The sequence below is a fragment of the Streptomyces sp. SS7 genome (assembly GCF_037993025.1).
Lineage (GTDB): Bacteria > Actinomycetota > Actinomycetes > Streptomycetales > Streptomycetaceae > Streptomyces.
Genome location: NZ_CP141223.1, coordinates 5,615,167 through 5,639,213 on the forward strand (window position 1 = coordinate 5,615,167; position 24,047 = coordinate 5,639,213).

The window sequence follows — 24,047 nt, forward strand, 5'->3', positions numbered from 1 at the left end:
TCAGCGAAGGAGCTCGACATGGCCACGCACGGCAGGGGAATGACGGACACCACGGCCCGCGGGGGAATGGCCGTGTCCGGCTGGACACTGTTCGCCGCGATCATGATGGTGTTCGGCGGCGTCATGGCGATATTCGAGGGAATAGCCGCCATAGCCGAGGACGACGTGTTCGTCTCGACGCGGAACTACACCTTCCAGTGGAGCCTCACGGGGTGGGGCTGGATGCATCTCGTGCTCGGCATCGTGGTCACGCTGGCGGGCATCGCCCTGTTCAGCGGAGCCATGTGGGCCCGCTTCGTCGGTATCGTGCTCGCGGGCCTGTCCATGATCGCCAACTTCGCGTGGCTGCCCTGGTACCCGTTCTGGGCGGTCATGCTGATCGTCATCGACGGCTTCGTGCTCTGGGCGCTGTGCGTCGGCCCGAGCAGGGACACCCGGGCGATGACCTGACGGCCCGACCCCACCCCTCCACGTCTCCCCCTCTCCGCACGGCACTGCGCCGTTCGGCCCCGGCGGTCACCCGCACGTGCCGCCGGGGCACGCTCCACCGGGCCCCGAGGGCGCGCCGGTGTTTTCGTGGGGTGTGGAATTCCCCGGCCACGGGGGCGCACCCGTAGGGAGACATCAGTGGAGACCAGTAACGGCAGCCCGGGAATCCAGCCCATCGCCTTTCCCCTGCTGAAAGGCCAGAAAGCACTCGTCACGGGTGCGAATTCCGGCATCGGCAGGGCGACCGCGGTGGCGCTCGGGCGGGTGGGCGCCGATGTCGTCGTGAACTACGTCTCCGGCCGGGAGGCCGCCGAGGAGGTGGTCCGCGAGATCGAGGGCTTCGGGGGCCGCGCCTACGCGCACGAGGCGGACGTCTCCCAGGAGGACCAGGTCGTCGACATGGTCGCCGCGATGGTCGGGGAGTTCGGGACCATCGACATCATGGTCCCCAACGCCGGCCTGCAACGGGACGCCCCCATCACCGACATGACCATGGAACAGTGGCACAAGGTGCTGGACGTCAACCTCACCGGCCAGTTCCTGTGCGCCCGCGAGGCCACCAAGGAGTTCCTGCGGCGCGGAGTCGTCCCCGAGGTCTCCCGGTCCGCCGGGAAGATCATCTGCATGAGTTCGGTGCACCAGCTCATCCCCTGGGCCGGGCACGTGAACTACGCCTCGTCCAAGGGCGGGGTGCTGATGCTGATGGCGACCCTCTCCCAGGAACTCGCCCCTTACCGCATCCGGGTCAACGCCGTCGCCCCCGGCGCGATCCGCACCCCCATCAACCGCAGCGCCTGGGACACCCCGGAGGCCGAGGAGGCCCTGCTGCGGCTGATCCCCTACCGCCGGGTCGGCGACCCCGACGACATCGCCAACACGGTCGCCGTCCTCGCCTCCGACCTGCTCGACTACGTCGTCGGCACCACGATCTACGTCGACGGCGGCATGACGCTGTTCCCCGGCTTCGCCACCGGCGGCTGACATCGACGCCGTCCACGCCGCCGGGGTCCTCGCCGCGACCCCGCCCCAACTGCTGCCCGCGCGCGAACAGATGGCCTTCACCCTGGCCACCCACATCCTCCTGGTGCCCTTCGGGGTCGCGCTGCCCTTCCTCACCCTGCTGCTGCACCACCGCGGGCTGCGCAAGGGCGACGAAGCCGCGCTGCGCCTCGCCCGTCGCTGGTCGGCGGTGATGGCCGTGCAGTTCGCCATCGGCATCGTCACCGGCACCGTGCTGTCCTTCGAGTTCGGGCTGCTGTGGCCCGGCATGATGGGCCGCTGGGGCGACGTCTTCGGGCTGGCCTTCGGCATCGAGGGCTGGGCCTTCTTCCTGGAGGCCGTCCTGATCGCCGTCTACCTGTACGGCTGGCGCACGCTGCGCCCCTGGCCGCACTTCTGGGTCGGGGTCCCGCTGTGCGCGTCCGCGTGGCTCGGCGCGTTCGGGATCATCGCCGCCAACTCCTGGATGAACACCCCCCGCGGCTTCACCCTCGGCGCGTCCGGCGACCCCGTCTCCGTCGACGTACGACGGGCGATCTTCACCCCGATCTTCGGCCCCGAGTACTGGCACTTCATGGGCGCCGCCTACATGACCGCCTCGTACTGCGTGGCCGGCGTGTACGCGGTCGGCTGGCTGCGCGGCCGCCGGGACCGCTACCACCGGCTCGGCTTCACCGTGCCGTTCACGGTCGCCGCCCTCCTCACCCCGGTCCAGTTCATGCTGGGCGACTCACTGGCGCGGGCCGTCTTCCACCAGCAGCCGGTGAAGTTCTCCGCCATGGAGATCGTCTGGAGGACCGGCACCCATGTGCCCGAGTACATGTTCGGGATCCTGCACTCCGACGGGAGCATCTCCGGCGGCGTCAAGATCCCCCAACTGGACTCGATCCTGGCGGGCTTCAGCCCCTCCACCAAGGTGCAGGGCCTCACCGCGGTCCCCGCCGACACCCGCCCGACGGCCGCTCAGGCCACCCTCGTGCACTGGACGTTCGACATCATGGTGACCCTCGGCAGCCTGCTGGTCCTGCTCGCCCTCTGGTACGGCTGGATCTGGCTGCGCCGCCGCGACCTGCCCCGCTCGCGCTGGTTCTTCCGGTGCGCGGCCGTCGCCGGCGCCGCCTGCCTGGTGTGCGTGGAGTGCGGCTGGATCACCACCGAGGTGGGCCGCCAGCCGTGGATCGTGTACGAGCACATGCGCGTGTCGGAGGCGGTCACCGGCACGCACGCGTACGGGCTGTGGACGATGTTCGGGATCGTGGTCGTCGTCTACGTCTGCGCCTTCGCCGCGTTCCTGACCGTCGTCCGCCGGATGAGCGCCCGCTGGCGGGCGGCCGACGCGGCCGGGGACGCCGTACGGCAGGGACCGGACGGGCCGGACGGGCCTGGGCAGCCGGGGGAGCCGGAGGAACCGGAGAGCGAGATTCCGTACGGGCCGCGGGCGATGTCGGGCACGCCGGGTCCCGTCCCCGGGGACGGTGGGCGGGGATGAGCATCGAGAGCGTCATCGCCTGGGTGCTGCTGGTCCTGGTCGCCGCCTACGCCTGCGCCGGGGGCACCGACTACGGCGCCGGGTTCTGGGACCTGGTGGCCGGCGGAGCCGAGCGCGGGCGGCGGCCCCGGTGGCTCGTCGACCACGCGATGGCGCCGGTGTGGGAGGCCAACAACGTCTGGCTGATCTTCATCCTGGTCGTCATGTGGACCGGCTTCCCGGTCCTGTTCCAGACCGTCTTCTCGGCGATGTGGCTCCCGCTGGCGCTCGCCGCGGTGGGCCTGGTCCTGCGCGGCGCCGGGTTCGCCCTGCGCAAGCCGACCCGGCGGCTCGCCGGACGCCGGGTCTACGGCGCCGTGTTCGCCGTCGCCTCCCTGCTGACGCCGTTCTTCCTCGGCGCGGTCGTCGGCGGCCTCGCCACCGGCCGGGTCGCCCCCGGGACGCCGGCCTCGGCCGACGCCTGGTCCAACAAGACGTCCGTGATCGCGGGCCTGCTCACCGTCGCGGCGACCGCGTACCTCGGGGCGGTCAACCTCACCGCCGACGCCCGCCGCTTCGGACAGACCCCGCTCGTCGGCTACTTCCGGCTGCGCGCCTGGGCGAGCCTCGGCGCGATCGCCGTCCTGGCGTGCGTCGGCCTCGGCATCACCCACGACGACGCCCGGTACGTGTACGACGGGCTCACCGGCGGGACCGGGCTGCTCCTGGTGGTCCTCGCGGCCTGCTGCGCGCTCGCCACCGCCGTGCTGCTCCACGTCACGGCCACCGGGTGGGCCCGGCTCACGGCGGCCGCCTCGGTCGCCCTCGTCGTCTTCGCGTGGGGCACGGCCCAGCGGCCGTACCTCATCCCCACGTCGCTGACCGTCTCGCAGGCGGCCGGCGCCTCGACCACCCTGCACTGGCTCGCCCTGGTCACGCTGATCGCGGCGGTGCTCGTCGGGCCGCCGCTGGTGCTGCTCTACCGCCTCGACACCAAGGGCGCCCTCCAGCCCCTCACCGACGCCGACCTGCGCCGGGCGGCACCGGGCGGCGACGGCCCGGAGAGGCCTGCGTGAGCGCCCGCGTGAGAGCCCGGGTGAGCGGGCGCCGCCCCGGCCCGGATTCATACGACTGGTCCTGTCCCGGATGACGCGGACCGCGGGCCGCGGCAGCCTGGGCGCAAGAGAGCCCGACGACCGGAGCCCGACGATCCTTCCGCAGGGCTTCCCGCACAGACGAGGACCCGTCGCCATGATCTGTCACAGCCGCGCCGGCCGGCGGGCCGCAGCCGTCGTTCTCCTGCTCGCCGTCGCGGGCTGTACGGGGCACTCCGCCGTGGGCACGATCGAGTACACGACCCCCGAGAAGCGGGTGGTGCAGATCCAGAGCCCCTCCCGCGACGGCTGCCACCCGCTGCCCGGCGGCGCCCACCACGTCGACAACTTCACCGACGACGACATCCGGCTGTACGCCAACACGGACTGTGTGCTGACGACGGCCGGGAACGACCAGAGCGGTCGCGTCGGCGGCGAGTCGTTCTACCTCGGCACGCAGATGTCCGTCGAGTACACGGACGGCCAGTCCCCGTGGCTGAGCTACTCCGTCGTGGGCGGAGGCGGCTGAGGCGGCCGGGCCGGCCGGGTGCCGATCCCGCGGACCGGCGGGTGGGCTCAGGAGGCTGCCTCGGCGGCTTCGAGGGAGGCGAGGACGGCCTGGACGTTCAGCCGTCCGGAGGCGACCAGTTGGGCACCACCGCGCCGCAGGGCCGCGGCGAACGGCGCCGCCCACAGGTTCTCGTACACCAGCAGCCCGGCGGAGTTGCCCGGCTCCACCGCCGCGGCCGCCTCCTCCAGGTCGTCCTGGCCCAGCACACCGGAGTGGACGCCCTCGAAGACGGTGAGGTCCAGTTCCCCGTCACCGGTGAGATCGGCGATCTCCAGGGCGGTCACCGAGCCGTCCTCGTCCTTCCTGATGAACATCAGGTCCAGGATCCGGACGATGCCGCGGTCCACCAGATCGACCAGCAGCGGGAAGGCCTCACCCGTCATGCGGTTGCCGGGGAACTCCACGACCAGGTAGTCGATGGGTCCCATCTCCTCGATGTGCTCGCTCACGGCCGTCACCTCTGGTGCTCGGGGGTCCCCCGACAGCCATTGCAACACCGGACAAGGGCCGTCGCACCCGCTGCCCGGTCACCCGCCCGGTCACCCGCCCGGCCCTCCCGCGGCCCGTCCGGTCACCCCGTCGGCCGCTCCCGGCTCGCCCGCCGGACCCCGCCGGGATCTTCTCGGAGGCATGACAGGCAGCGACACACCGCCGCCGGAGCGGCAGCCGGACCGCGCCCAGGAGCGTGAGATCGAGGAACTGCACCGCCGGGTGCGGGAGCTGGAGAGCGCCCGGCACGAACCGAAGCACCGACTGCGCGCGCTCGGCTCCACCCTGCTGATCATCCTGGCGTCCCTGCTGGCCCTGCTGGCGGTGGTCGCGGTCTGGGCGAACAGCATCGTGCGGGACACCGACCGCTATGTCGCGACGGTGGCACCGCTCGCCTCGAACCCGGACGTCCAGAAGGCCGTCACCACCCGCGTCACCGACGCCGTGATCCGGCAGATCGACGTGGACGGGCTGGTCAAGCAGCTCAGCGACGCGGCGGCGGAGAAGGGAGTGCCGCCCAAGATCGCCGGTCTCGTCACCAACCTCGACGGTCCCATCACCAGCGGCCTGAAGGAACTGATCAGCACCACCGTCATGCGCGTGGTCTCCAGCTCCGCCTTCGAGACGGCGTGGAAGAACGCCAACCGCCGGGCCCACGCGGCGGTGGACAAGGCGCTGACGGGCAGCTCCGACAGTGTCGTGCAGCTGAAGGACGATCAGGTCGCCATCGACGTCGGTCCGATCGTCGCCCAGGTGAAGGACCGGCTGGTCGCGTCGGGACTGACCGTGGCGTCGAAGATCCCGGCCGTCCACACGGACTTCGTGGTGGTCCAGGGCAAGGACATCGGCAAGATCAAGACGTACATGCGCATCCTGGAGGTCGTCGGCAACTGGCTGCCGATCATCGCGGTGCTGGTCGCGGCCGCGGGCGTGTTCGTGGCCGCCCACCGGCGGCGGGCGCTGATCGGGGCCGCGATCGGCTTCTTCCTCGCCATGGTGCTGCTGGGCGTCGCCCTCACCGTCTTCCGCGCGGTGTACCTCGACCACCTGCCGCCGGGCACGAACGAGGGCGCGGCGGGCGCGATCTACGACGCGCTGGTGCGGTTCCTGCGCTCCAGTGTGCGGGCGGTCGGGGCGCTGGCCCTGGTCACGGCCATCGGCGCGTTCTTCGTCGGGCCCTCCCGGCCGGCCGTCTTCACCCGGCACTTCTTCACCAAGGGCATCGGCGCGGGCCGGGACGTGGCCGTCTCGGCGGGCCTGCGGCTCGGCCCGGTGGGACGGTTCGTGCACCGCTTCAAGAAGTGGATCGGGGTGGCGATCCTCGCGGTGGCCGCGATCGTCCTGTTCACCTGGAGCTATCCGACCACGGCGGTGGTGATCTGGACGGCCGTGATCGTGCTGGCCGCCTTCGGCATCCGCGAGTTCCTCGACACCGGGGACACGGGGGCCACCGGCGAGGCCGGGAAGACCGGAGACAGCGGAGACACCGGGGGCAGCGGGGCCAGCGGCGCCAGCGGGCCGGAGGGCGCACCGAGCCCCGTCTGACGGGTCGACGGGTCGACGGGTCGGCGGGCTGAAGGCAGACGGGGCGGCGGGCTGAAGGCAGCCGGGCCGACGGTACGGCTTCGGGTGCGCGTGGCCGGGTTCGGGTCGATGGTGGTAAACATGCTGACCTCCCACCGGCTCGGCGAGTCGGCCTTCCGGTCGCTGTACCGGCGGCTGCTGAGCACGGCACCCGGCGCCGCCTCCCCGCGCGGCGCCCTCGACACCCTCACCCCCGACCGGGTGCTGGCCGCCGTACGCGAGGTGCGCTCGGGCCGTACGGTGTCGCTGGCCGCACCGGTGAACACCGTCGCCGCCCCGGACGACCCGCGGCCCGCCGAGCACCGGCTCACCGCACCGGAGGGCGGGGTACCGGCGCCCGGCGGGGGCCTGGAGTTCGCCCGGGACCGGTTCGCCATGGACGTCCACGGTGACGTCAACACCCACCTCGACGCCCTGTGTCACGTCCTCTACGACGACACCGTGCACGGCGGGCTCCCGGCCGCCGACGCCCTCACCCCCGACGGGGCGCGGACCCTCTCCGTCGACCTCCTGCGCGACGGTGTCGTGGGACGAGCCGTGCTGCTGGACATCGCCGGGCTGCACGGCCTGCCCTGGCTCGAACCGGGGACGAGCGTCACCGCGCGGGACCTGGAGGCCGCCGAGGACCGGCAGGGCGTGCGGACCGGCCCCGGCGACCTCCTGCTGGTCCGCGTGGGACACCGGCGCCGCCGCGAGGAACTCGGGCCCTGGGACGCCTCCGTCGCGCGGGCCGGACTCGATCCGGCGGCGCTGGAGTTGCTGGCCGAGCGGCGGGTGGCGGTGCTCGGCGGCGACGGCAACAGCGACACCGCGCCCAGCCCGGTACGCGGGGTGGACTTCCCCGTGCACGTCCTCGCCGTACACGCCATGGGGCTGCATCTGCTGGACTACCTGCGGCTGGAGGAGGTGCTGCCGCTGTGCGCGGCCGAGCGGCGCTGGTCCTTCCTGTGCGTGATCGCGCCGCTGCGGCTGCCGGCGGCGACCGGTGCGCCGGTCAACCCGATCGCCGTGCTCTGAGGCGCGGGGTTCAGGACGTCAGCTGGTGGAGGCTCCGCGCCACCAGGAACAGCCCCGCCACCAGCGCCACGGCGACCAGTGCCCGCTCCTGACAGGACTCCAGCCAGAGGCGCAGCCCGCCCGGACGGGCGCGGGCCGAGTCGGGGGCGAGCACCGCGTACACCTCCATCGCCCCGAGGCCGCTGGTGGCGATGGCGCAGTACACCACGAGGGCCACGCAGGACGAGGTGTGGGACAGGTCCGCACCCACCACGGTCGCCGCGCCCGCCGCCACGAGCCCCCACGGCTGCAGCAGCGGCGCCAGGCCCGCCGCGGTCCGTCCGGAGATCCGGTCGAGCCGGGCCGACATGCCGCCGGATGACGTGCGGTCACGCGGTCCGCGCCGGTGCCGGCGCCGGCCGTACCACAGGAGCCCCGCGCCGATGGCGAGCTTGGCGGCGGAGGCGGTGGTGGACGGCGGCGACCGGGGCGCCGGGGGCTCCCCGCCCGTGGTGAGCAGGACGGCGGCCAGGACGGCCACGAAGCAGGCGAGCCAGGAGACGATGAAGGCGAGGCCCTTCCAGGCGCCGCCGCGCGCCGACAGCACCGGCACGAACGCCGTCACCGACAGCGGGAAGACGGCGATCGCCACCCCGATCAGCACCAGGTCAAGCACCCTCGCGCCCGCCCGCAGGGCCCCCGCCCCCGCCCCGCGACCGCTCTCTCGCCCATGGCTTCATGGTCACCGCCGGGCCACACCCCCGCACCCCGGCGTCCGGCCGGCTGCGCCCCCGGGGCCGACTCGCCGGGTCACCCGTCCGGAGCTACGTTGGTAGCCGGACCGCGGCCGATCAGTCCCCCCCACCACCGGAAACAGCCTGAACCAGCCTCTGTGCCCCTGTTCTCCTGTTCTCTTCCATCCGGCAGCACGTACGTGCTCCGAGGACGGCGGTCCGTATGTCCGAGGCGCGGCACTACGACGTCATCGTCATCGGTACCGGTGCGGGCGGCGGCACCCTCGCCCACCGGCTGGCCCCCAGCGGCAAGCGCGTCCTGATGCTCGAACGGGGTGACTACCTCCCCCGGGAACGCGACAACTGGGACTCCACGGCGGTCTTCGTGCGCGGCAAGTACCGCGCCCCCGAATTCTGGTACGACCGACACGGCCACGCCTTCCCGCCCGAGGTCAACTACTACGTCGGCGGGAACACCAAGTTCTACGGCGCCGCCCTGTTCCGGCTGCGCCCGGAGGACTTCGGCGAGCTGCGCCACCACGACGGGCTCTCCCCGGCCTGGCCGCTGTCGTACGAGGACCTGGAGCCGTACTACACCCAGGCCGAGCACCTCTACCGGGTGCACGGCCGGCACGGCGAGGACCCCACCGAGGGGCCCACGAGCGCGCAGTACGCCCATGAGCCGGTCCGGCACGAGCCGCGCATCCAGCAGCTGAGCGACGACCTGGAGAAGCAGGGCCTGCACCCCTTCCACCTGCCGATCGGCGTCGACCTCACCCAGGACGAGCGGGGCCGGGCCACCCGCGACAGCGTGTGCATCCGCTGCGACCGCGTCGACGGCTTCCCCTGCCTGCTGGGCGCCAAGTCCGACGCCCAGGTCGTCTGCGTCGACCCGGCCCTGCGCCACGACAACGTGGAACTGCTCACCGGCGCCGAGGTCCGCCGTCTGCTCACCGACCCGGCCGGGCGGGCCGTCACCGCGGTCGAGGCGGTGCTGCCGGACGGTTCGACCGAGCGGTTCGGCGCCGACATCGTGGTCGTGGCCTGCGGCGCGGTCAACTCCGCGGTCCTGCTGCTGCGGTCGGCCTGCGACCGGCACCCCGACGGGCTGGCCAACAGCTCGGGCGTGGTGGGCCGGTACTACATGCGGCACAACAACCTCGCGCTGATGGCCGTCTCCAAGGAGCCGAACGACACCCGGTTCCAGAAGACGCTCGCCCTGCACGACTGGTACCTGGGCTCCGACGACTGGGACTTCCCCCTCGGCGGCATCCAGATGCTCGGCAAGTCGGACGCCGACCAGATCCACGGGGAGGCGCCCCGCTGGGCGGGCGCGGTCTCCCCGGACATGCCCTTCGAGGTGCTCGCCCACCACGCCGTCGACTTCTGGCTGTGCGGCGAGGACCTGCCCGCCCCCGGCAACCGCGTCACCCTCGACCGCGAGGGCGCCGTCCACCTGGCCCTGGACGAGAAGAACAACACCGCCGGTCTCGACCGGCTGCGGCACGAACTGCAGCACCTGCTCGGACATCTCGGGATGCACGAGCACCGGCTGCTGCCGCACAGCATCTACCTGCACAAGGGCATGCCCATCGGCGCCACCGCCCACCAGGCCGGCACGGTCCGCTTCGGCGACGACCCCGCGAGCTCCGCGCTCGACGTCAGCTGCAAGGCCCACGACCTCGACAACCTCTACGTCGTCGACACGAGCTTCTTCCCGAGCATCGGCGCGGTCAATCCGTCGCTGACGGCCATCGCCAACGCCCTGCGCGTCGGCGACCACATCGTGGAGCGTCTGCAATGAACGAGAGCAACCCCACCGGTCACGACATGCGCCACCGCACCCCGAGGGAGCGCGCCGAGCGCGGCAAGGCGGCCCGCGACGCCGTCCCGAGGTCCGCGCACGCCGAGTTCGCCCCGCCCCCCAAGCGCACCGACCCGGTCGACATCATCGAGGGACAGTCGGCGAAGCGGGTCCCCGAACTCGTGCCGATCCGCTACGGCAGGATGAGCGAGTCCCCGTTCCGCTTCTACCGGGGCGCCGCCGCCATCATGGCCGCCGACCTCGCCGAGACGCCCCGCACCGGCATCCGGGTGCAGTGCTGCGGCGACGCGCACATGCTGAACTTCCGGCTGCTGGCCTCGCCGGAACGGCGGCTGATGTTCGACATCAACGACTTCGACGAGACCCTGCCCGGCCCCTGGGAGTGGGACGTCAAACGGCTGTCGGCGAGCCTGGTCATCGCGGGCCGCGCCAATGGCTTCGGGGCCAAGCAACGGGCGCGGGTGGTGCGGGCCGCCGTAGGGGCGTACCGCGAGGCGATGCGCACGTTCGCGGGCATGACCAACCTGGAGGTCTGGTACACCCGCTTCGAGGCGGACGAACTCCAGGAGCAGTCCGGCCTGGATCTCGACGCCGAGACCAGTGAGCGCTGGGCGCAGACCCGGGAGCGGGCCCGGGGGCGCGACACCCTGCAGGTCTTCGAAAAACTCACCCATGTCGTCGACGGCGAACGCCGCATCGCCAACGACCCGCCGCTGCTGGTCCGGCTCGACAGCCTGTATCCGAAAGCTGAGCGCGGCGCGCTGGAGACGGAGCTCAGCCGGCTCGTCGAGCGCTACGGCCAGACCCTGGAGTCCGACCGCCGCTTCCTGCTGGAGAGCTACCGCGTCGCCGACATCGCGCGCAAGGTCGTCGGCGTGGGCAGCGTCGGCACCCGCTGCTGGATCGTCCTGCTGCTCGGCAAGGACGACGAGGACCCGCTGTTCCTCCAGGCCAAGGAGGCCGACGAGTCGGTCCTGGCGCCCTACGCGGGTGCCAGCGGGTTCCGCACCCAGGGCGAGCGGGTCGTCGCCGGGCAACGGCTGATGCAGGCCACCAGCGACATCTTCCTCGGCTGGGAGCGCGTCACGGGCGCCGACGGCCGCCGCCGGGACTTCTACGTCCGTCAGCTGCGCGACTGGAAGGGCATCGCCGTGGCCGAGAACATGTCGCCGAAACAGATGGGTCTGTTCGGCCGGCTGTGCGGTGCCACCCTGGCCCGCGCCCACGCCCGCTCCGGCGACCGCATCGCGATCGCCTCCTACCTGGGCCGCGCGGACGTCTTCGACCGCGCGCTCGCCACCTTCGCCGAGCTGTACGCCGACCAGAACGAGAAGGACCACCAGGCCCTCCTCGACGCGGTCAGGGCAGGTCGCGTCCTCGCCGAGTCGGCCTGAGGGGAGGGCGCGCCATGGACCGCTACCCGCCCATCGCCGACCACGGGCTGATCGGCGACCTCCAGACCGCCGCGCTGGTGACCTCCGAGGGGGTCGTCGACTGGCTGGCGGCGCCCCGCTTCGACTCGCCCAGCGTCTTCGCGTCCCTGCTGGACCACGAGCGCGGCGGACACTTCCTGTTCGCGCCCACCGCCCCCGAGGTGACGCGCCGCCAGCTGTACTACCCGGACAGCGCCGTCGTCGTGACCCGTTTCCTGTCGCCGGACGGGGTCGGCGAGGTCCTCGACCACATGCCCGTCATCGCCTCCCGCACCCCGTCCGACCGGCACTCCGTGGTGCGGGTGGTGCGGACCGTGCGCGGCACCGTGCGCTTCGACCTGGACTGCCGGCCCCGCTTCGACTACGGCCGGGCGAACCACACCCTCGACCTGGCCGACGGGTCCGCCGCCTTCCGTACCCGCGGGGCGACCGGGTACCTGCGCACGACGTTCCCGCTGGAGGCGCACGGCACGGACGTCCGCGGCTCGGTCACGCTGAACGCCGGCCAGTCGGCGGCGGCCGTGTTCACGGTGTGCGGCCCGGACGGCGAGGCCCCGCCGCCGACCACCGTCGATTCGGCCGAGGCGGGCATGGGGGAGGTCATCGACTTCTGGCAGCGCTGGGTGCGCACCTCCCGCTACCGGGGCCGCTGGCCGGACATGGTCAACCGCTCGGCCATCACCCTCAAGCTCCTCACGTACGGGCCGAGCGGCGCCCCCGTGGCCGCCGCCACCATGGGACTGCCCGAGCAGGTGGGCGGGGAACGCAACTGGGACTACCGCTACACCTGGGTGCGCGACGGCTCGCTGTCCGTGCGGGCCCTGCTCGACCTGGGCTTCGTCGAGGAGGCCGCCCAGTTCGTGCGCTGGTTGGGCGACCGGCTGCGGGCCCGCGACGGCTCCGGCGCCGAACCGCTGCAGATCATGTACCGGGTCGACGGCGACCCCGTGCTGACCGAGGAGACCCTCGACCACTTCGAGGGCTACCGGGGCTCGCGCCCCGTACGCGCCGGGAACGCCGCCGCCGACCAGCTCCAGCTCGACATCTACGGCGAGGTGTTCTACGCGATGTCCGAGGGCATCGAGGAGATCGGCCAGCAGGTCGGCTACCACGGCTGGAAGGGCCTGACCCGGCTCATGGACTGGCTGAGCGACCACTGGGACCGGCCCGACGAGGGCGTCTGGGAGACCCGCGGCGGCCGCAAGGACTTCACCTACAGCCGGGTGATGTGCTGGGCCGCCTTCGACAACTGTCTGCGCATGGCCGAGGAGTTCCGCCGGCCCGGCGACACCGCGCGCTGGACCCGGGCCCGCGACGAGGTCCTGGAACAGGTCATGCAACGCGGCTGGAGCCAGAAGGAACAGGCCCTCGTCCAGCACTACGGCGGTGACGTCCTCGACGCCTCGCTGCTGCTCGCCCCGCGCGTCGGCTTCATCGCCCCGCGCAGCCCCGGCTGGCTGTCCACCCTCGACGCCATCGACCAGCGGCTGGTCTCCGACAGCCTGGTCTACCGCTACGACCCGGCGGCCTCACCCGACGGACTGCGCGGCTCGGAGGGCACGTTCAGCCTGTGCACCTTCCTGTACGTCGACGCCCTCGCCCGCGCCGGCCGGCTCCCGCAGGCCCGCTACACCTTCGAGAAGATGCAGACGTACGCCAACCACGTCGGCCTGTTCGCCGAGGAGATCGGCCCGAGCGGGGAGCAGCTCGGCAACTTCCCGCAGGCCTTCACCCATCTGTCGCTGATCATGGCCGCGTCGACCCTGGACGACGCGCTCGACCGGATGCCGGTGCGCTGAACGGCGGGATCGCCGGACCCTGCGGCAGCATCTCGACCACGACGAAGGAGAGCACGGCGGCCAGCACCACCAGCGCCACCGTGTCCACGTTCCCGAGCAGCAGCACGACCAGCACCACACTGCTCACCGGCACCCTGAGGGCCGCCGTCACCGAGGCCGCCATCCCGGCCGCCATCGCGGGCACCAGACCGAGCCCGGGCAGCGGCGCGACCAGGGCGCCGACCGCCCCGCCCAGGAACAGCGAGGGGAAGACCGGGCCCCCGCGCAGGCTGCCCAGACTCACCGCGTACGCGAGCGCCTTGAACGCGAGGACGGCGACCAGGGCGCCCGCCGGCCAGGCGTGCGGGTCCTTCGCCAGCTCGGACAGGGCCGCCTCCCCGGACAGCGCGGCCTCGGCCGGCGAACGCCCGGTGGAGACCGCGTACAGGGTGACGCAGACCCCGACGCCGAGGCCGCACAGGGTGGTGTTGCGCACGGTGTGCGTCGTGACGAACCCGGCGGTGAACCGGCCGCCCACGAAGATCCAGTGGACGACGAACGCGACGGCCGGCGCCAGCACCAGCACCCACAGCACGTCCGGCCAGTCGAGCGGCGGAGGCTTGGGCAGCCCGATGTCCAGGCTGCCCGTCTCGAAGCCGGTCCAGTGCACGAACCCGGTGAAGATCATGTCTCCGACGCCGCTCGCCAGCAGGGCCGGCAGCATCACCGCGAACAGCTGCGGTCCGCCCACCCCGGCCACCTCCATCAGCAGCACCGCGCCCACCACCGGGTTCCCGAACAGCGCCGAGATGGACGCCGCGGACCCGGCCGCCGCCAGCAGCGCCGTGCTCGCCTCGGTCTGCGGCGCCCGCACCAGGCTCGCGAACAGCAGCGCGAGGCTGCCGCCCAGAGCGATCAGCGGCGCCTCGGGGCCCAGCACCACCCCGAGCGGCAGACCGACCATCGCGGCCACCACGACCCCGGGCAGCGCCGCCCTGGTGACCCCGCCCGCGTGCAGTCCGCCCGCCGGCAGATGCCCGCCCCGTCCGGGGAACCGGGCGACCACCACACCGACCACGAGCCCCGCCACCGTCAGCAGCGGCAGCCCCCACCACCAGGGGGCGTGCTGCCAGCCCAGGTCCCGCGGCCACTCCTGCCAGATCAGCCGCTCCAGCTTGTTGACCGCCGCGAGGAACCAGAACGCGATCAGCGCCACCGGGATGCCGATCAGCCCGCAGAACACCAGCGCCCTGCGGTACTCCGGCCGGTTCAGCATGGTCCGCAGCACATCGGCTTCCTGGGGCTGGCTGCCCGTCGTCCGGCTGCCCGTCGTCTCTCCGCTCTTGTCTTCGCTCATAACGGAACGAAGCTATCCGTATCGCCCGGTGTTGCCCGCTGCCACGCCGTGAGCACCCCGCGGCACCCACCCCTGTGCGATCGTGGTCCCGTGACCCTGGAGGACCTCGTCCGGCTGCGCCGGGCCCGCGACGCGATGGACCGTCACTACGCCGAGCCGCTCGACGTGCCCGCGCTGGCGCGCCTCGCCCTGATGTCCCCCGGCCACTTCTCCCGCAGCTTCCGCGCCGCCTTCGGCGAGACGCCGTACAGCTATCTCATGACCCGCCGCATCGAGCGCGCCAAGGCGCTGCTGCGGCGCGGCGACCTCAGCGTCACCGAGGTCTGCTTCGAGGTCGGCTGCACCTCGCTCGGCTCGTTCAGCTCGCGGTTCACCGAGATCGTCGGCGAGACCCCGAGCGCCTACCGGGCCCGCGCCCACGACGAGGGCGCCGCCGTCCCCGCCTGCTATGCCAAGATCCACACCAGGCCGGTCAGGAAGGCCGCCCGGGACGCGGGCGGGGATGCGGGCCCCGACGCCGACCGGGACGCCGTCGGGGATGCCGTCGGGGACGCCGTCAGGAATGGAGAAGCGAAAGCGGGTCCCCGCCCGTAGCGTGAGCCGCATGGCCCACACCGCCCTCCCGCACCTCGCCGACAGCCACGACCTGATCCGTGTGCACGGAGCACGCGTGAACAACCTCAAGGACGTCAGCGTCGAGATCCCCAAGCGCCGGCTGACGGTGTTCACGGGCATCTCCGGCTCCGGCAAGAGCTCGCTCGTCTTCGGGACGATCGCCGCCGAGTCGCAGCGGCTGATCAACGAGACGTACAGCGCCTTCGTCCAGGGCTTCATGCCCACCCTGGCCCGGCCCGAGGTCGACGTGCTCGACGGGCTGACCACCGCGATCATCGTCGACCAGCAGCGGATGGGCGCCGACCCCCGCTCCACCGTCGGCACCGCCACCGACGCCCACGCGATGCTCCGCATCCTCTTCAGCCGGCTCGGCACCCCGCACATCGGCCCGCCCAGCGCCTACTCCTTCAACACCGCCTCGGTCCGCGCGAGCGGCGCGATCACCGTGGAGCGCGGCACCCAGCGCGCCGTGAAGGCGACGTACACCCGTACCGGCGGCATGTGCCCGCGCTGCGAGGGCCGCGGCTCGGTGACCGAGATGGACCTGACCCAGCTCTACGACGACACCAAGTCCCTCAACGAGGGCGCGCTCACGATCCCCGGCTACAGCATGGACGGCTGGTACGGCCGCATCTTCCGCGGCTGCGGCTTCTTCGACCCCGACAAGCCGATCCGCCGCTACACCAAGCGCGAGCTGCACGACCTGCTCCACAAGGAACCCACCAAGATCAAGGTCGAGGGCGTCAACCTCACGTACGAGGGGCTGATCCCGAAGATCCAGAAGTCGATGCTCGCCAAGGACGTCGACGCGCTCCAGCCGCACGTACGGGCGTTCGTGGAGCGGGCCATGACCTTCAGGGTCTGCCCCGAGTGCGACGGCACCCGGCTCGGCGAGGGCGCCCGCTCCTCGAAGATCGAGGGGCTGAGCATCGCCGACGTGTGCGCGATGCAGATCAGCGACCTCGCCGACTGGGTGCGCGGACTGTCCGAGCCGACCGTGGCGCCGCTGCTCGAAGCCCTGCGGCAGAGCCTCGACTCGTTCACGGAGATCGGCCTCGGCTATCTCGCCCTCGACCGGCCCGCCGGCACCCTCTCGGGCGGCGAGGCCCAGCGGGTGAAGATGATCCGTCACCTCGGCTCCTCGCTCACCGACGTCACGTACGTCTTCGACGAGCCCACCACCGGGCTGCACCCGCACGACATCCAGCGCATGAACGACCTGCTGCTGCGCCTGCGCGACAAGGGCAACACCGTCCTCGTCGTGGAGCACAAGCCGCAGGTCATCGCGATCGCCGACCATGTCGTCGACCTCGGCCCCGGCGCGGGCACCGCCGGCGGCACCGTCTGCTTCCAGGGCGCGGTGGCCGGGCTGCGGGGCAGCGACACCGTCACCGGCCGCCACCTCGACGACCGGGCCGCCGTCAAGGACACCGTGCGCACCCCCACCGGGAAGCTGGAGATCCGCGGCGCGGCCACCCACAACCTGCGCGACGTCGACGTGGACGTCCCGCTCGGGGTGCTGACCGTCGTCACCGGGGTCGCCGGCTCCGGCAAGAGCTCCCTGATCCACGGCTCCATCCCGGCCGGCGAGGGGGTCGTCTCGGTCGACCAGGCGCCGATCCGCGGCTCGCGCCGCAGCAACCCGGCCACGTACACCGGACTCCTCGACCCGATCCGCAAGGCCTTCGCCAAGGCCAACGGCGTCAAGCCCGCGCTGTTCAGCGCCAACTCCGAGGGCGCCTGCCCCACCTGCAACGGCGCCGGGGTCGTCTACACCGACCTCGCGATGATGGCCGGCGTCGCCACCACCTGCGAGGAGTGCGAGGGGCGGCGCTTCCAGGCGGCGGTCCTCGACCACCACCTCGGCGGCCGGGACATCACCGAGGTGCTGGCGATGTCGGTGGCCGAGGCCGAGGAGTTCTTCGGCGGCGGACAGGCGCACACCCCGGCCGCGCAGCGGGTCCTCGGCCGGCTCGCCGACGTCGGCCTCGGCTACCTCACGCTCGGCCAGCCCCTCACCACCCTCTCCGGCGGCGAACGCCAGCGTCTGAAGCTCGCCACGCACATGGCCGACAAGGGCGGCGTCTACGTCCTCGACGAGCCCACCGCCGGCCTCCACCTCGCCGACGTGGAACAACTCCTCGGCCTGCTGGACCGCCTGGTCGACGCCGGCAAGTCCGTCATCGTCGTCGAGCACCACCCGGCGGTCATGGCCCACGCCGACTGGATCATCGACCTCGGCCCCGGCGCCGGCCACGACGGCGGCCGCGTCGTCTACGAGGGCACCCCGGCCGACCTGGTCGCGGCCCGCTCGACCCTCACCGGCGAGCATCTGGCGGCGTACGTGGGGGCCCCGCAACGGGGTTGAGCCCACCCGTTGTCGCCGGGTGAGATGGCTCGATGGACCCTCGGCACGCTGCTGTCCCGCTACGAGACGGCTCTGCGCGAGCACGACATCGCGCTGCCGTACGTGCGGATCGCGGGCGGACCGGACACGGCGGGCGGCTCGGGCGGAACGGGTGGCGAGGGGGGCGCCGGTGACGGGGGCGGCGCGCGGGCCGTACGGGTGGGACCGCGGGTGCGCGAGGCGACAGGGCCGTAACCGTTACCGCGCGAGCGCTGGCCGTCGGTCGCCCCAGGGCGGTCCGGCACAATAGCGTGATCGGTGCTCCGGACCACCCGGAGACCAGAAAGGGTGGCGAGGGCGTGGACGAGTGGGCGGAGGAGATCTCCTCGCCGAGGGAAGCGGCGAACAACGCGCTGGTGCTGGCCTTCGGGCGGCTTCAGGGCGCGGCGAACCGGCTGGAGTACATCCTGGGCCGCTCGCTGGAGCTGGAGTGCGGCGTCACCCATCTGATGTTCGAGGTGCTGCTGATCCTCGGGCGCGCCGGTGAGCCGGGTCTGTCGATGCGGGCCGTCGCGCAGGAGCAGGTGCTCACCACGGGCGGCGCGACGCGCCTGGTGGACCGGATGGAGGCGGCCGGGCTGGTCGAGCGCACCGAGGACCCCGACGACCGGCGCGGCCGCCTGGTGCGGCTGACCCCTCTCGGCGAGGAGACCACCGTCCGCGCGTCCCGGCTGCACGTGGAGAACATCCGCCGCTACTTCCTCGACCCGCTGCCGGCCGAGCACCGGGAACGGTTCGCCGAGGACCTGCGGATCCTGAGCCACTCCGCCCGGGACGTCCTGCCGCGCCTGCCCTGAGCCCCCCGCCCGGGCCGCGGCTCCCACGCTGCGGCCGGACGGGTTCCTTGGTGTACTGACATCGAGAAGCAAGCTGTGGCAGCCGTCACACGATTGAGGAAATACCTGACGGGTCAGTTACTGTTTGAGCAGACGAATCGTTCGCATCCCGCGGGCGCCGCATCCTCCCGAGGACCCCGATGAAGCTCGTCTACGCCTTCGACGCCTACTGCGGCTGGTCGCACGGCTTCTCCGCCACACTGGGCGAAGTCGTCTCCCGGCACCCCGAACTGCCGGTCGAGGTGGTCTCCGGCGGCCTGTTCACCGGAGCCCGCCGCGTCCCGATCCGCGCGTTCGGCTACGTCCAGGGCGCCAACGCCGAGATCGCCCGGCTGACCGGAGCCGAGTTCGGCGAGCCGTACGAGCGGCTGATCGCCGACGGCACGTTCGTGATGGACTCCGAGGCCGCCGCGCGCGCCCTGGCCGCCCTGCGCCGGGCCGCCCCCGACCGGGCCGCGGAACTGGCCCCCGCCCTGCAGCGGGCCTTCTACGTCGACGGCCTCAGCCTCTCCGACGCCGCGACCCTGCGGAAGGTCGCCGAGGACGCCGGGCTGGACGCCGACGCCGTGGTCGCCTCCTTCGAGGGCCCCGGGGCGCAGGCGTGGGCACGGGCCGACTTCGACCGGGCCGCCTCGCTCGGTGTGACCGGCTTCCCCACCCTGCTCGCCCTGCGCGGGGACCACGTCACCGCACTGGCCCACGGCCACTCCACCGCGGACGAGATCGACCGCCGCCTGGCGTCCCTCCGCACGCCCTGACGTCCGTGACATCCGTGAGACGTCCCTGACGTACGCACCCCACCGTCCCCGTCCCCACCCAGTCCCCTCACAAGGAGTCATCCCATGAGCACCCTCTCCTTCAAGGTCCTCGATCTGGACTTCCCGGCCGGCAGCAAGAACAAGACGGCCACCCTCGTCACCGGTGAGTCGGAGGCGCTGCTGGTGGACGCCGGCTTCACCCGTGCCGACGGTCACCGCCTGGTCGCCGAGGTCCTCGACTCGGGCAAGAAGCTGACCACCGTCTTCGTCAGCCACGGCGACCCCGACTTCTACTTCGGTGCCGAGGTCGTCGCCGACGCCTTCCCCGACGCCGTCTTCGTCGCCACCCCGATCGTCATCGAGCACATCGCGCACTCCTACGAGGGCAAGCTCAAGGCCTGGGCGGCCCTGGGCCCCAACCTCCCCACCCGGCTGGTCGACCTGACCCCGCTCACCGGCGACCTCACCCTGGAGGGCCACACCTTCGAGCTCCGGGGCGGCCCGGCCGGACTGCCCGACCGCCACTACCTGTGGCAGGCCGGACACCGCGCCCTCCTCGGCGGCGTCCTGCTCTTCCAGCAGGAGCACGTCTGGGTCGCCGACACCCCCACCCCCGGTGACCGCGCCGCCTGGATCGACCTGCTCGACGGCATGGCCGCCCTCGACCCGGAGCTGGTCGTCCCCGGCCACCGGCTGCCCGGCACCGCCGCCGACGCCTCCGCGATCACCTCCACCCGCGACTACCTCCTCGCCTTCGAGGAGGAGCTGGGCAAGGCCGCGGACGGGGCCGCGCTCACCGAGGCGCTGGTCAAGCGCTACCCGGACAACGGCATGCTGATCGCCGCGCAGATCGGTGCGAAGGTCGCCAAGGGCGAGATGACGTGGGGCTGACCGGCATGAGCGACTTCGCCACCTCCTCCGCGCCCGCCGACGTCGTACGCCGGCAGTACCTGGCCTCGGCCGCGGGCGACCTGGACGCCCTGCGCGCCACCCTCGCCCCGGACGTGGAGTGGACCGAGATGGCCGGCTTCCCGCTGGCCGGCACCTACCGCACCCCCGAGGGCGTGACCTCCCACGTCATGGAGAAGCTCGGCCAGGACTGGGACGGCTGGACCGCCCACGACGACACCTACGTCGTCGACGGCGAGAACGTCGTCGTCCTGGCCCGCTACACCGCGACCCACAAGGCCACCGGCAAGAACATCGACGTCCGCGTCGCCCACCACTTCGTCGTCCGCGGCGGACTCGTCGTCCGCTTCGAACAGTTCGTGGACACCGCCCTCGTCCGCGAGGCCATGACCGACTGAGGCCGCGCCCACCGGGGAACAGCGACCGGGCAACATCCGACCGGGCGGCACCGCTGATGCGGTGCCGCCCGGTTCTTCACGCAGCCGGTTCCGGGCGCCGTCGGCCGAGGACACAGAACTCGTTGCCCTCGGGGTCCGCGAGGACGACCCACGACTGCTCACCCTGGCCGATGTCGACGTGCCGGGCGCCGAGGGCCACCAGACGCGCCACCTCGGCGTCCTGGTCGTCCGGCACGAAGTCGAGGTGCAGCCGGCTCTTGCCCTGCCTGGGCTCGTCGAGCCGGACGAACTCCAGCCCCGGCAGACGGTCCGGCGCCGGGCAGATCGCGAACTCGTCCTCGGAGGAGTGGACCACGACCCAGCCGAGCGCCTCCGCCCACCACTGCCCCAGGCCCGCCGGGTCCGCCGCGTGCACGATCACATGCCGCCATTCCAAGGTCATCGACCGAGCGTAGAGGGACGGGCTACGGGAACGCAGGCGGTTTTCCGCGGGGTGCGGGGTGAGAGATACGGGGTGCGGGGCGCGGGCTGGGGCGGCAGAAGAGGCGGACACCGGAGGCGCGCGGAGTCGTAACGCGCCCCACCTTCACCACTCGCTCCCCTTCGTCACCCCCTGGCTCTCCTCAAGGCCCCCGTACGCCCCTCTGTCACTCTTCCGGGACCGTAACCGGCGACTCAAGAATGGCCCTTCGTGCCGCCGCTCGTCGCAGTGGTGGGGTCCGCTCCCGGCCGGGGACACCCGGCACCGGGCAGCAACAGGCAAGCGGACGGCCCGAAGGCCGTCGCGGAAAGAAGCGGCGCTCACGCCGCGGGGGGCAACACCACACCATGTCCGACCACATGACCACCGCCGGCCATACGCGCGTGGCCGCACGGGCGCCGTCAGGTTCCTCGTCCACGGACGACACCACACGGCCCGCCCGGGCCAGCCGTCCCGACCGTTCCGACCGTTCCGACCGTTCCGACCGATCCGACCGATCCGACCGATCCGGCAGACCCGACCACGGGCGCGGAGGCCGGCGCGCCCACGGCTCCCACCGGCGCCGGCTGGTGACCCAGGCGGCGCCCTCGCTGCTGGAGACCGCCGTGATCCTCCCCGCGCGCAACGAGGAGGCCGGTGTCCTGCCGGCACTGGAGTCACTGGCCGCGCAGACCACACCGCCCGACCTGATCGTGATCGTGGTCAACAACTCCACCGACCGGACCGAGGAGTTCGCCCGCGCGTTCGCCGACCGCCCGGGCGTACCGCGCACCGTCGTCTTCGACCTGCCGGACAACCCGCACAAGAAGGCCGGCGCCCTCAACCACGCCATCGGCTGGCTGCACGGCACGCCCGGCGGACTCGCGGCCGCCGCGAAGTACCTGCTGGTCATGGACGCCGACACCACTCTGCACCCGAAGTTCCTGGAGCGGGCGCGCAACGTCATGGCGTCGGACCGACGCGTGGGCGGCCTCAGCGCCACCTGCCTCGGCCGCACCGGACTGTGGAAGAACCTCTGGCAGCGCTACCTGCTGGGCATGCAGATCATGGAGTACGGCCGCTACGCCCGGGGCCGCTACCGCTTCGGCATCCACAGCATGTCGGGCGCCGGCTCCTTCTACCGCACCGAGGCACTGCTGAGCATCCTGCGCTGGCGCGGCGAGGTGTTCTGGGAGGACCACGCCAACCTGGTCGAGGACTACGAGACGACGCTCGCGCTGAAGGAGGCGGGCTGGAAGGTCACGGCCAACCAGCACTGCATCGCCTACACCGACCTCATGCCCACGCTGCGGGAACTGATCGGCCAGCGGGAGCGCTGGGGACGCGGCACGGTCGACACCCTGCGCCGCCGCGGCTGGACGAAGCACACGTGGTTCTCCATCACCAGCATGGTGCTCGGCTTCGCCGGCTTCCTCTACACCCTGGGCTGGCTGGCCGCCTGGACCGGCGTGATCGCGAGCAAGGGCTTCGTCCTGGATCCGGCCTGGCTGTGCCTGGTCGCCTTCTGGATCGTGTACGCCGCCTTCCGTACCCGCCACCTCGGCTGGAAGGGCGTCCTGGTCGACGTCCTGATGCTGCCCGGCCTGGTCTTCTCCACCGTGCGCGCGTACTGGTTCGTCACCTCCCTGGTGAAGTCGTACGCCACCGGTGTCTCCGCCTGGAAGTGACCGCTTCCCCCTGTCCCGCCCATCCCCACACGACCGACAGGTCACCGAGAGGAACAAGATCATGAACTACCTCAGCGGCACCGGCACCGGGCTCGTCGCCGGGGCCGCCTCCCTGGCGGCCACCGGCACCTCGTCCACCACCGACCTGATCATCGCGGCCAGTCTCGCCCTGGTCCTGGGCGGCCTGACCACGTACGCCGCGGCCGCCCGCCGCCGCCGTCAGGACGCCAGCGCGGCCGGCCACTGACGCGAACCTCACCCCCGCGGCCGGTCACCGACTCTCACTTCAGATGCCGGTCCAGGAACCTGCACCCGTCCTCCAGCTCGAACCACGGGGTGCCGGTGTGCCCCCCGAGGTTGGCGTGGAGCGTCTTCTCCTCGCTGCCGAAGGCGTCGAACAGGTCCAGGGCCCGTTGCCGGGGATTGCCCTCGTCGTCCCACTGGAGCAGGAACAGCAGCGGAACGGTGACCCGCCGGGCTTCCTCGCGCTGGGCACGGGGCACGTACCCGCCGGCGAAGAAGCCGGCGGCGACGATCCGCGGCTCGGTCACCGCCAGCCGGATACCGAGGGCGGCCCACCCGCCGGAGTAGGCGACCGGGCCGCCGATCCGGGGCAGTTCGAGGAGGGCGTCCAGGGTGGTCCGCCACTCCGGGGCCGCGTTCTCGACCAGTGGGCCGATCAGCGACTCGAAGAGCTCGTCGACCGGCTCACCCGCCCGCAGGGCGCCCCGGAGGTCGGCGCGGGCCTGCTCGGCGGCGGCCGACCGGGGACGGTCGCCGCACCCGGCGGCGTCGATGGTGGCCACCGTGTAGCCGCGCGCCGCGGTGTAGCGGGCCCGGGCCACCAGCCGGGGGTCCGCCTTGGGCAGGCCGTTGTTGTGGGCCATCAGGACCAGCGGGGCCGGTCCGGGCCCGGGCGTCCACAGGGTGCCCGGGATCTCGCCGAGGAGGAATTCGCGTTCGAGGACGCCGTCGTCGAGACGCCGCTCGGAAAGGAAGCGCATGGGTCGTGCCTTTCGGGAGTGCTCGTGAAACGGCGCTCCCGGACGACCTATCGCCCGACCGTGACCCCGGAGGGGAGCACCCATGTCGATACTGCGTTCACGGGTACCACCTCCTCGTTCTCTCGCACGGCCTCCCGGAAGGTAGCAGCGGCCAC

At 72.4% G+C, this 24,047-nt stretch carries 24 protein-coding genes; 19 read left to right on the forward strand and 5 right to left on the reverse strand.

From position 1 onward, the window contains the following. Positions 1-18 precede the first annotated feature (18 nt). From U5640_RS26020 to U5640_RS26040, 5 genes are all read left to right on the forward strand, one after another. Positions 19-450 carry a hypothetical protein gene (locus U5640_RS26020; RefSeq protein ID WP_340378156.1) on the forward strand — a complete coding sequence of 144 codons (432 nt, stop codon included), beginning with the start codon at positions 19-21 and terminating at the stop codon, positions 448-450. Between the two features lie 177 nt (positions 451-627). Continuing rightward, entirely contained in the window at positions 628-1,470 is an 843-nt protein-coding gene (locus U5640_RS26025) for an SDR family oxidoreductase (RefSeq protein WP_340378157.1), read from the forward strand. A 70-nt stretch (positions 1,471-1,540) separates the two neighbouring features. Continuing rightward, positions 1,541-2,977 (forward strand): cytochrome ubiquinol oxidase subunit I, encoded by a 1,437-nt coding sequence (locus tag U5640_RS26030; RefSeq protein ID WP_340378158.1) that lies wholly within the window; start codon positions 1,541-1,543, stop codon positions 2,975-2,977. Continuing rightward, positions 2,974-4,032 carry a cytochrome d ubiquinol oxidase subunit II gene (locus tag U5640_RS26035; RefSeq protein WP_340378159.1) on the forward strand — a complete coding sequence of 353 codons (1,059 nt, stop codon included), beginning with the start codon at positions 2,974-2,976 and terminating at the stop codon, positions 4,030-4,032. Before U5640_RS26030 ends, U5640_RS26035 begins: the two co-directional genes overlap by 4 nt. A gap of 175 nt (positions 4,033-4,207) precedes the next feature. Next, positions 4,208-4,579, forward strand: a complete 372-nt coding sequence (locus U5640_RS26040) for a hypothetical protein (protein ID WP_340378160.1) — start codon at positions 4,208-4,210, stop codon at positions 4,577-4,579. Between the two features lie 47 nt (positions 4,580-4,626). On the opposite strand, the gene U5640_RS26045 is transcribed toward U5640_RS26040, so the two are convergent. Beyond that, positions 4,627-5,070 (reverse strand): DUF6325 family protein, encoded by a 444-nt coding sequence (locus U5640_RS26045; protein WP_234360083.1) that lies wholly within the window; start codon positions 5,068-5,070, stop codon positions 4,627-4,629. 181 nt (positions 5,071-5,251) lie between these two features. Between U5640_RS26045 and U5640_RS26050 the strand changes: the two genes are divergently transcribed. Next, on the forward strand, positions 5,252-6,655 hold the full coding sequence (locus U5640_RS26050) for a hypothetical protein (protein ID WP_340378161.1): 1,404 nt from the start codon (positions 5,252-5,254) through the stop codon (positions 6,653-6,655). A 120-nt stretch (positions 6,656-6,775) separates the two neighbouring features. Beyond that, positions 6,776-7,711, forward strand: a complete 936-nt coding sequence (locus tag U5640_RS26055; protein ID WP_340378162.1) for a cyclase family protein — start codon at positions 6,776-6,778, stop codon at positions 7,709-7,711. 10 nt (positions 7,712-7,721) lie between these two features. Here the strand turns inward: U5640_RS26055 and U5640_RS26060 are convergent, their stop codons facing one another. Next, a complete protein-coding gene (locus tag U5640_RS26060) occupies positions 7,722-8,366 on the reverse strand; it encodes a GAP family protein (protein ID WP_340378163.1) in 645 nt (214 codons plus the stop codon). Between the two features lie 281 nt (positions 8,367-8,647). Between U5640_RS26060 and U5640_RS26065 the strand changes: the two genes are divergently transcribed. From U5640_RS26065 to U5640_RS26075, 3 genes are read left to right on the forward strand one after another with little or no spacing between them, the layout of a single operon-like run. Then, entirely contained in the window at positions 8,648-10,228 is a 1,581-nt protein-coding gene (locus tag U5640_RS26065; protein WP_340378164.1) for a GMC family oxidoreductase, read from the forward strand. After that, on the forward strand, positions 10,225-11,643 hold the full coding sequence (locus U5640_RS26070; RefSeq protein WP_340378165.1) for a DUF2252 domain-containing protein: 1,419 nt from the start codon (positions 10,225-10,227) through the stop codon (positions 11,641-11,643). The genes U5640_RS26065 and U5640_RS26070 overlap by 4 nt, the downstream gene beginning before the upstream one ends. Positions 11,644-11,657: 14 nt before the next feature. After that, positions 11,658-13,481, forward strand: coding sequence for a glycoside hydrolase family 15 protein (locus U5640_RS26075; RefSeq protein WP_340378166.1), 1,824 nt, complete (start codon positions 11,658-11,660; stop codon positions 13,479-13,481). Here U5640_RS26075 and U5640_RS26080 read toward each other — a convergent pair. Beyond that, entirely contained in the window at positions 13,429-14,736 is a 1,308-nt protein-coding gene (locus U5640_RS26080) for a chloride channel protein (protein WP_340385337.1), read from the reverse strand. The genes U5640_RS26075 and U5640_RS26080 overlap by 53 nt on opposite strands. A 216-nt stretch (positions 14,737-14,952) precedes the next feature. Here U5640_RS26080 and U5640_RS26085 point away from each other — a divergent pair, with 216 nt between their 5' ends. From U5640_RS26085 to U5640_RS26115, 7 genes are all read left to right on the forward strand, one after another. After that, positions 14,953-15,411, forward strand: coding sequence for a helix-turn-helix transcriptional regulator (locus tag U5640_RS26085; RefSeq protein ID WP_340385339.1), 459 nt, complete (start codon positions 14,953-14,955; stop codon positions 15,409-15,411). A 10-nt stretch (positions 15,412-15,421) separates the two neighbouring features. Next, a complete protein-coding gene (locus tag U5640_RS26090; protein ID WP_340378167.1) occupies positions 15,422-17,800 on the forward strand; it encodes an excinuclease ABC subunit UvrA in 2,379 nt (792 codons plus the stop codon). 24 nt (positions 17,801-17,824) lie between these two features. After that, entirely contained in the window at positions 17,825-18,034 is a 210-nt protein-coding gene (locus U5640_RS26095) for a hypothetical protein (protein ID WP_340378168.1), read from the forward strand. Between the two features lie 104 nt (positions 18,035-18,138). Then, on the forward strand, positions 18,139-18,636 hold the full coding sequence (locus tag U5640_RS26100; protein ID WP_340385341.1) for a MarR family transcriptional regulator: 498 nt from the start codon (positions 18,139-18,141) through the stop codon (positions 18,634-18,636). 179 nt (positions 18,637-18,815) lie between these two features. After that, complete coding sequence (locus tag U5640_RS26105) at positions 18,816-19,433, forward strand: DsbA family protein (RefSeq protein ID WP_340378169.1); 618 nt, start codon at positions 18,816-18,818, stop codon at positions 19,431-19,433. Positions 19,434-19,517: 84 nt separating this feature from the next. After that, the gene (locus U5640_RS26110) at positions 19,518-20,324 is read left to right on the forward strand and encodes an MBL fold metallo-hydrolase (RefSeq protein ID WP_340378170.1); all 807 of its coding nucleotides are present in this window, start codon (positions 19,518-19,520) and stop codon (positions 20,322-20,324) included. 5 nt (positions 20,325-20,329) lie between these two features. After that, entirely contained in the window at positions 20,330-20,740 is a 411-nt protein-coding gene (locus tag U5640_RS26115) for a nuclear transport factor 2 family protein (RefSeq protein ID WP_340375460.1), read from the forward strand. A gap of 76 nt (positions 20,741-20,816) precedes the next feature. Here the strand turns inward: U5640_RS26115 and U5640_RS26120 are convergent, their stop codons facing one another. Next, positions 20,817-21,182 carry a VOC family protein gene (locus U5640_RS26120; protein WP_340378171.1) on the reverse strand — a complete coding sequence of 122 codons (366 nt, stop codon included), beginning with the start codon at positions 21,180-21,182 and terminating at the stop codon, positions 20,817-20,819. Between the two features lie 608 nt (positions 21,183-21,790). Here U5640_RS26120 and U5640_RS26125 point away from each other — a divergent pair. Both U5640_RS26125 and U5640_RS26130 read left to right on the forward strand, forming a co-directional pair. Then, positions 21,791-22,888 (forward strand): glycosyltransferase family 2 protein, encoded by a 1,098-nt coding sequence (locus U5640_RS26125; RefSeq protein ID WP_340378172.1) that lies wholly within the window; start codon positions 21,791-21,793, stop codon positions 22,886-22,888. Positions 22,889-22,949: 61 nt separating this feature from the next. Beyond that, positions 22,950-23,135: a hypothetical protein gene (locus U5640_RS26130; protein ID WP_340378173.1), complete on the forward strand. Its 186-nt coding sequence runs from the start codon at positions 22,950-22,952 to the stop codon at positions 23,133-23,135. Positions 23,136-23,169: 34 nt separating this feature from the next. On the opposite strand, the gene U5640_RS26135 is transcribed toward U5640_RS26130, so the two are convergent. Further along, a complete protein-coding gene (locus tag U5640_RS26135; RefSeq protein WP_340378174.1) occupies positions 23,170-23,892 on the reverse strand; it encodes an alpha/beta hydrolase in 723 nt (240 codons plus the stop codon). Positions 23,893-24,047 lie beyond the last annotated feature (155 nt).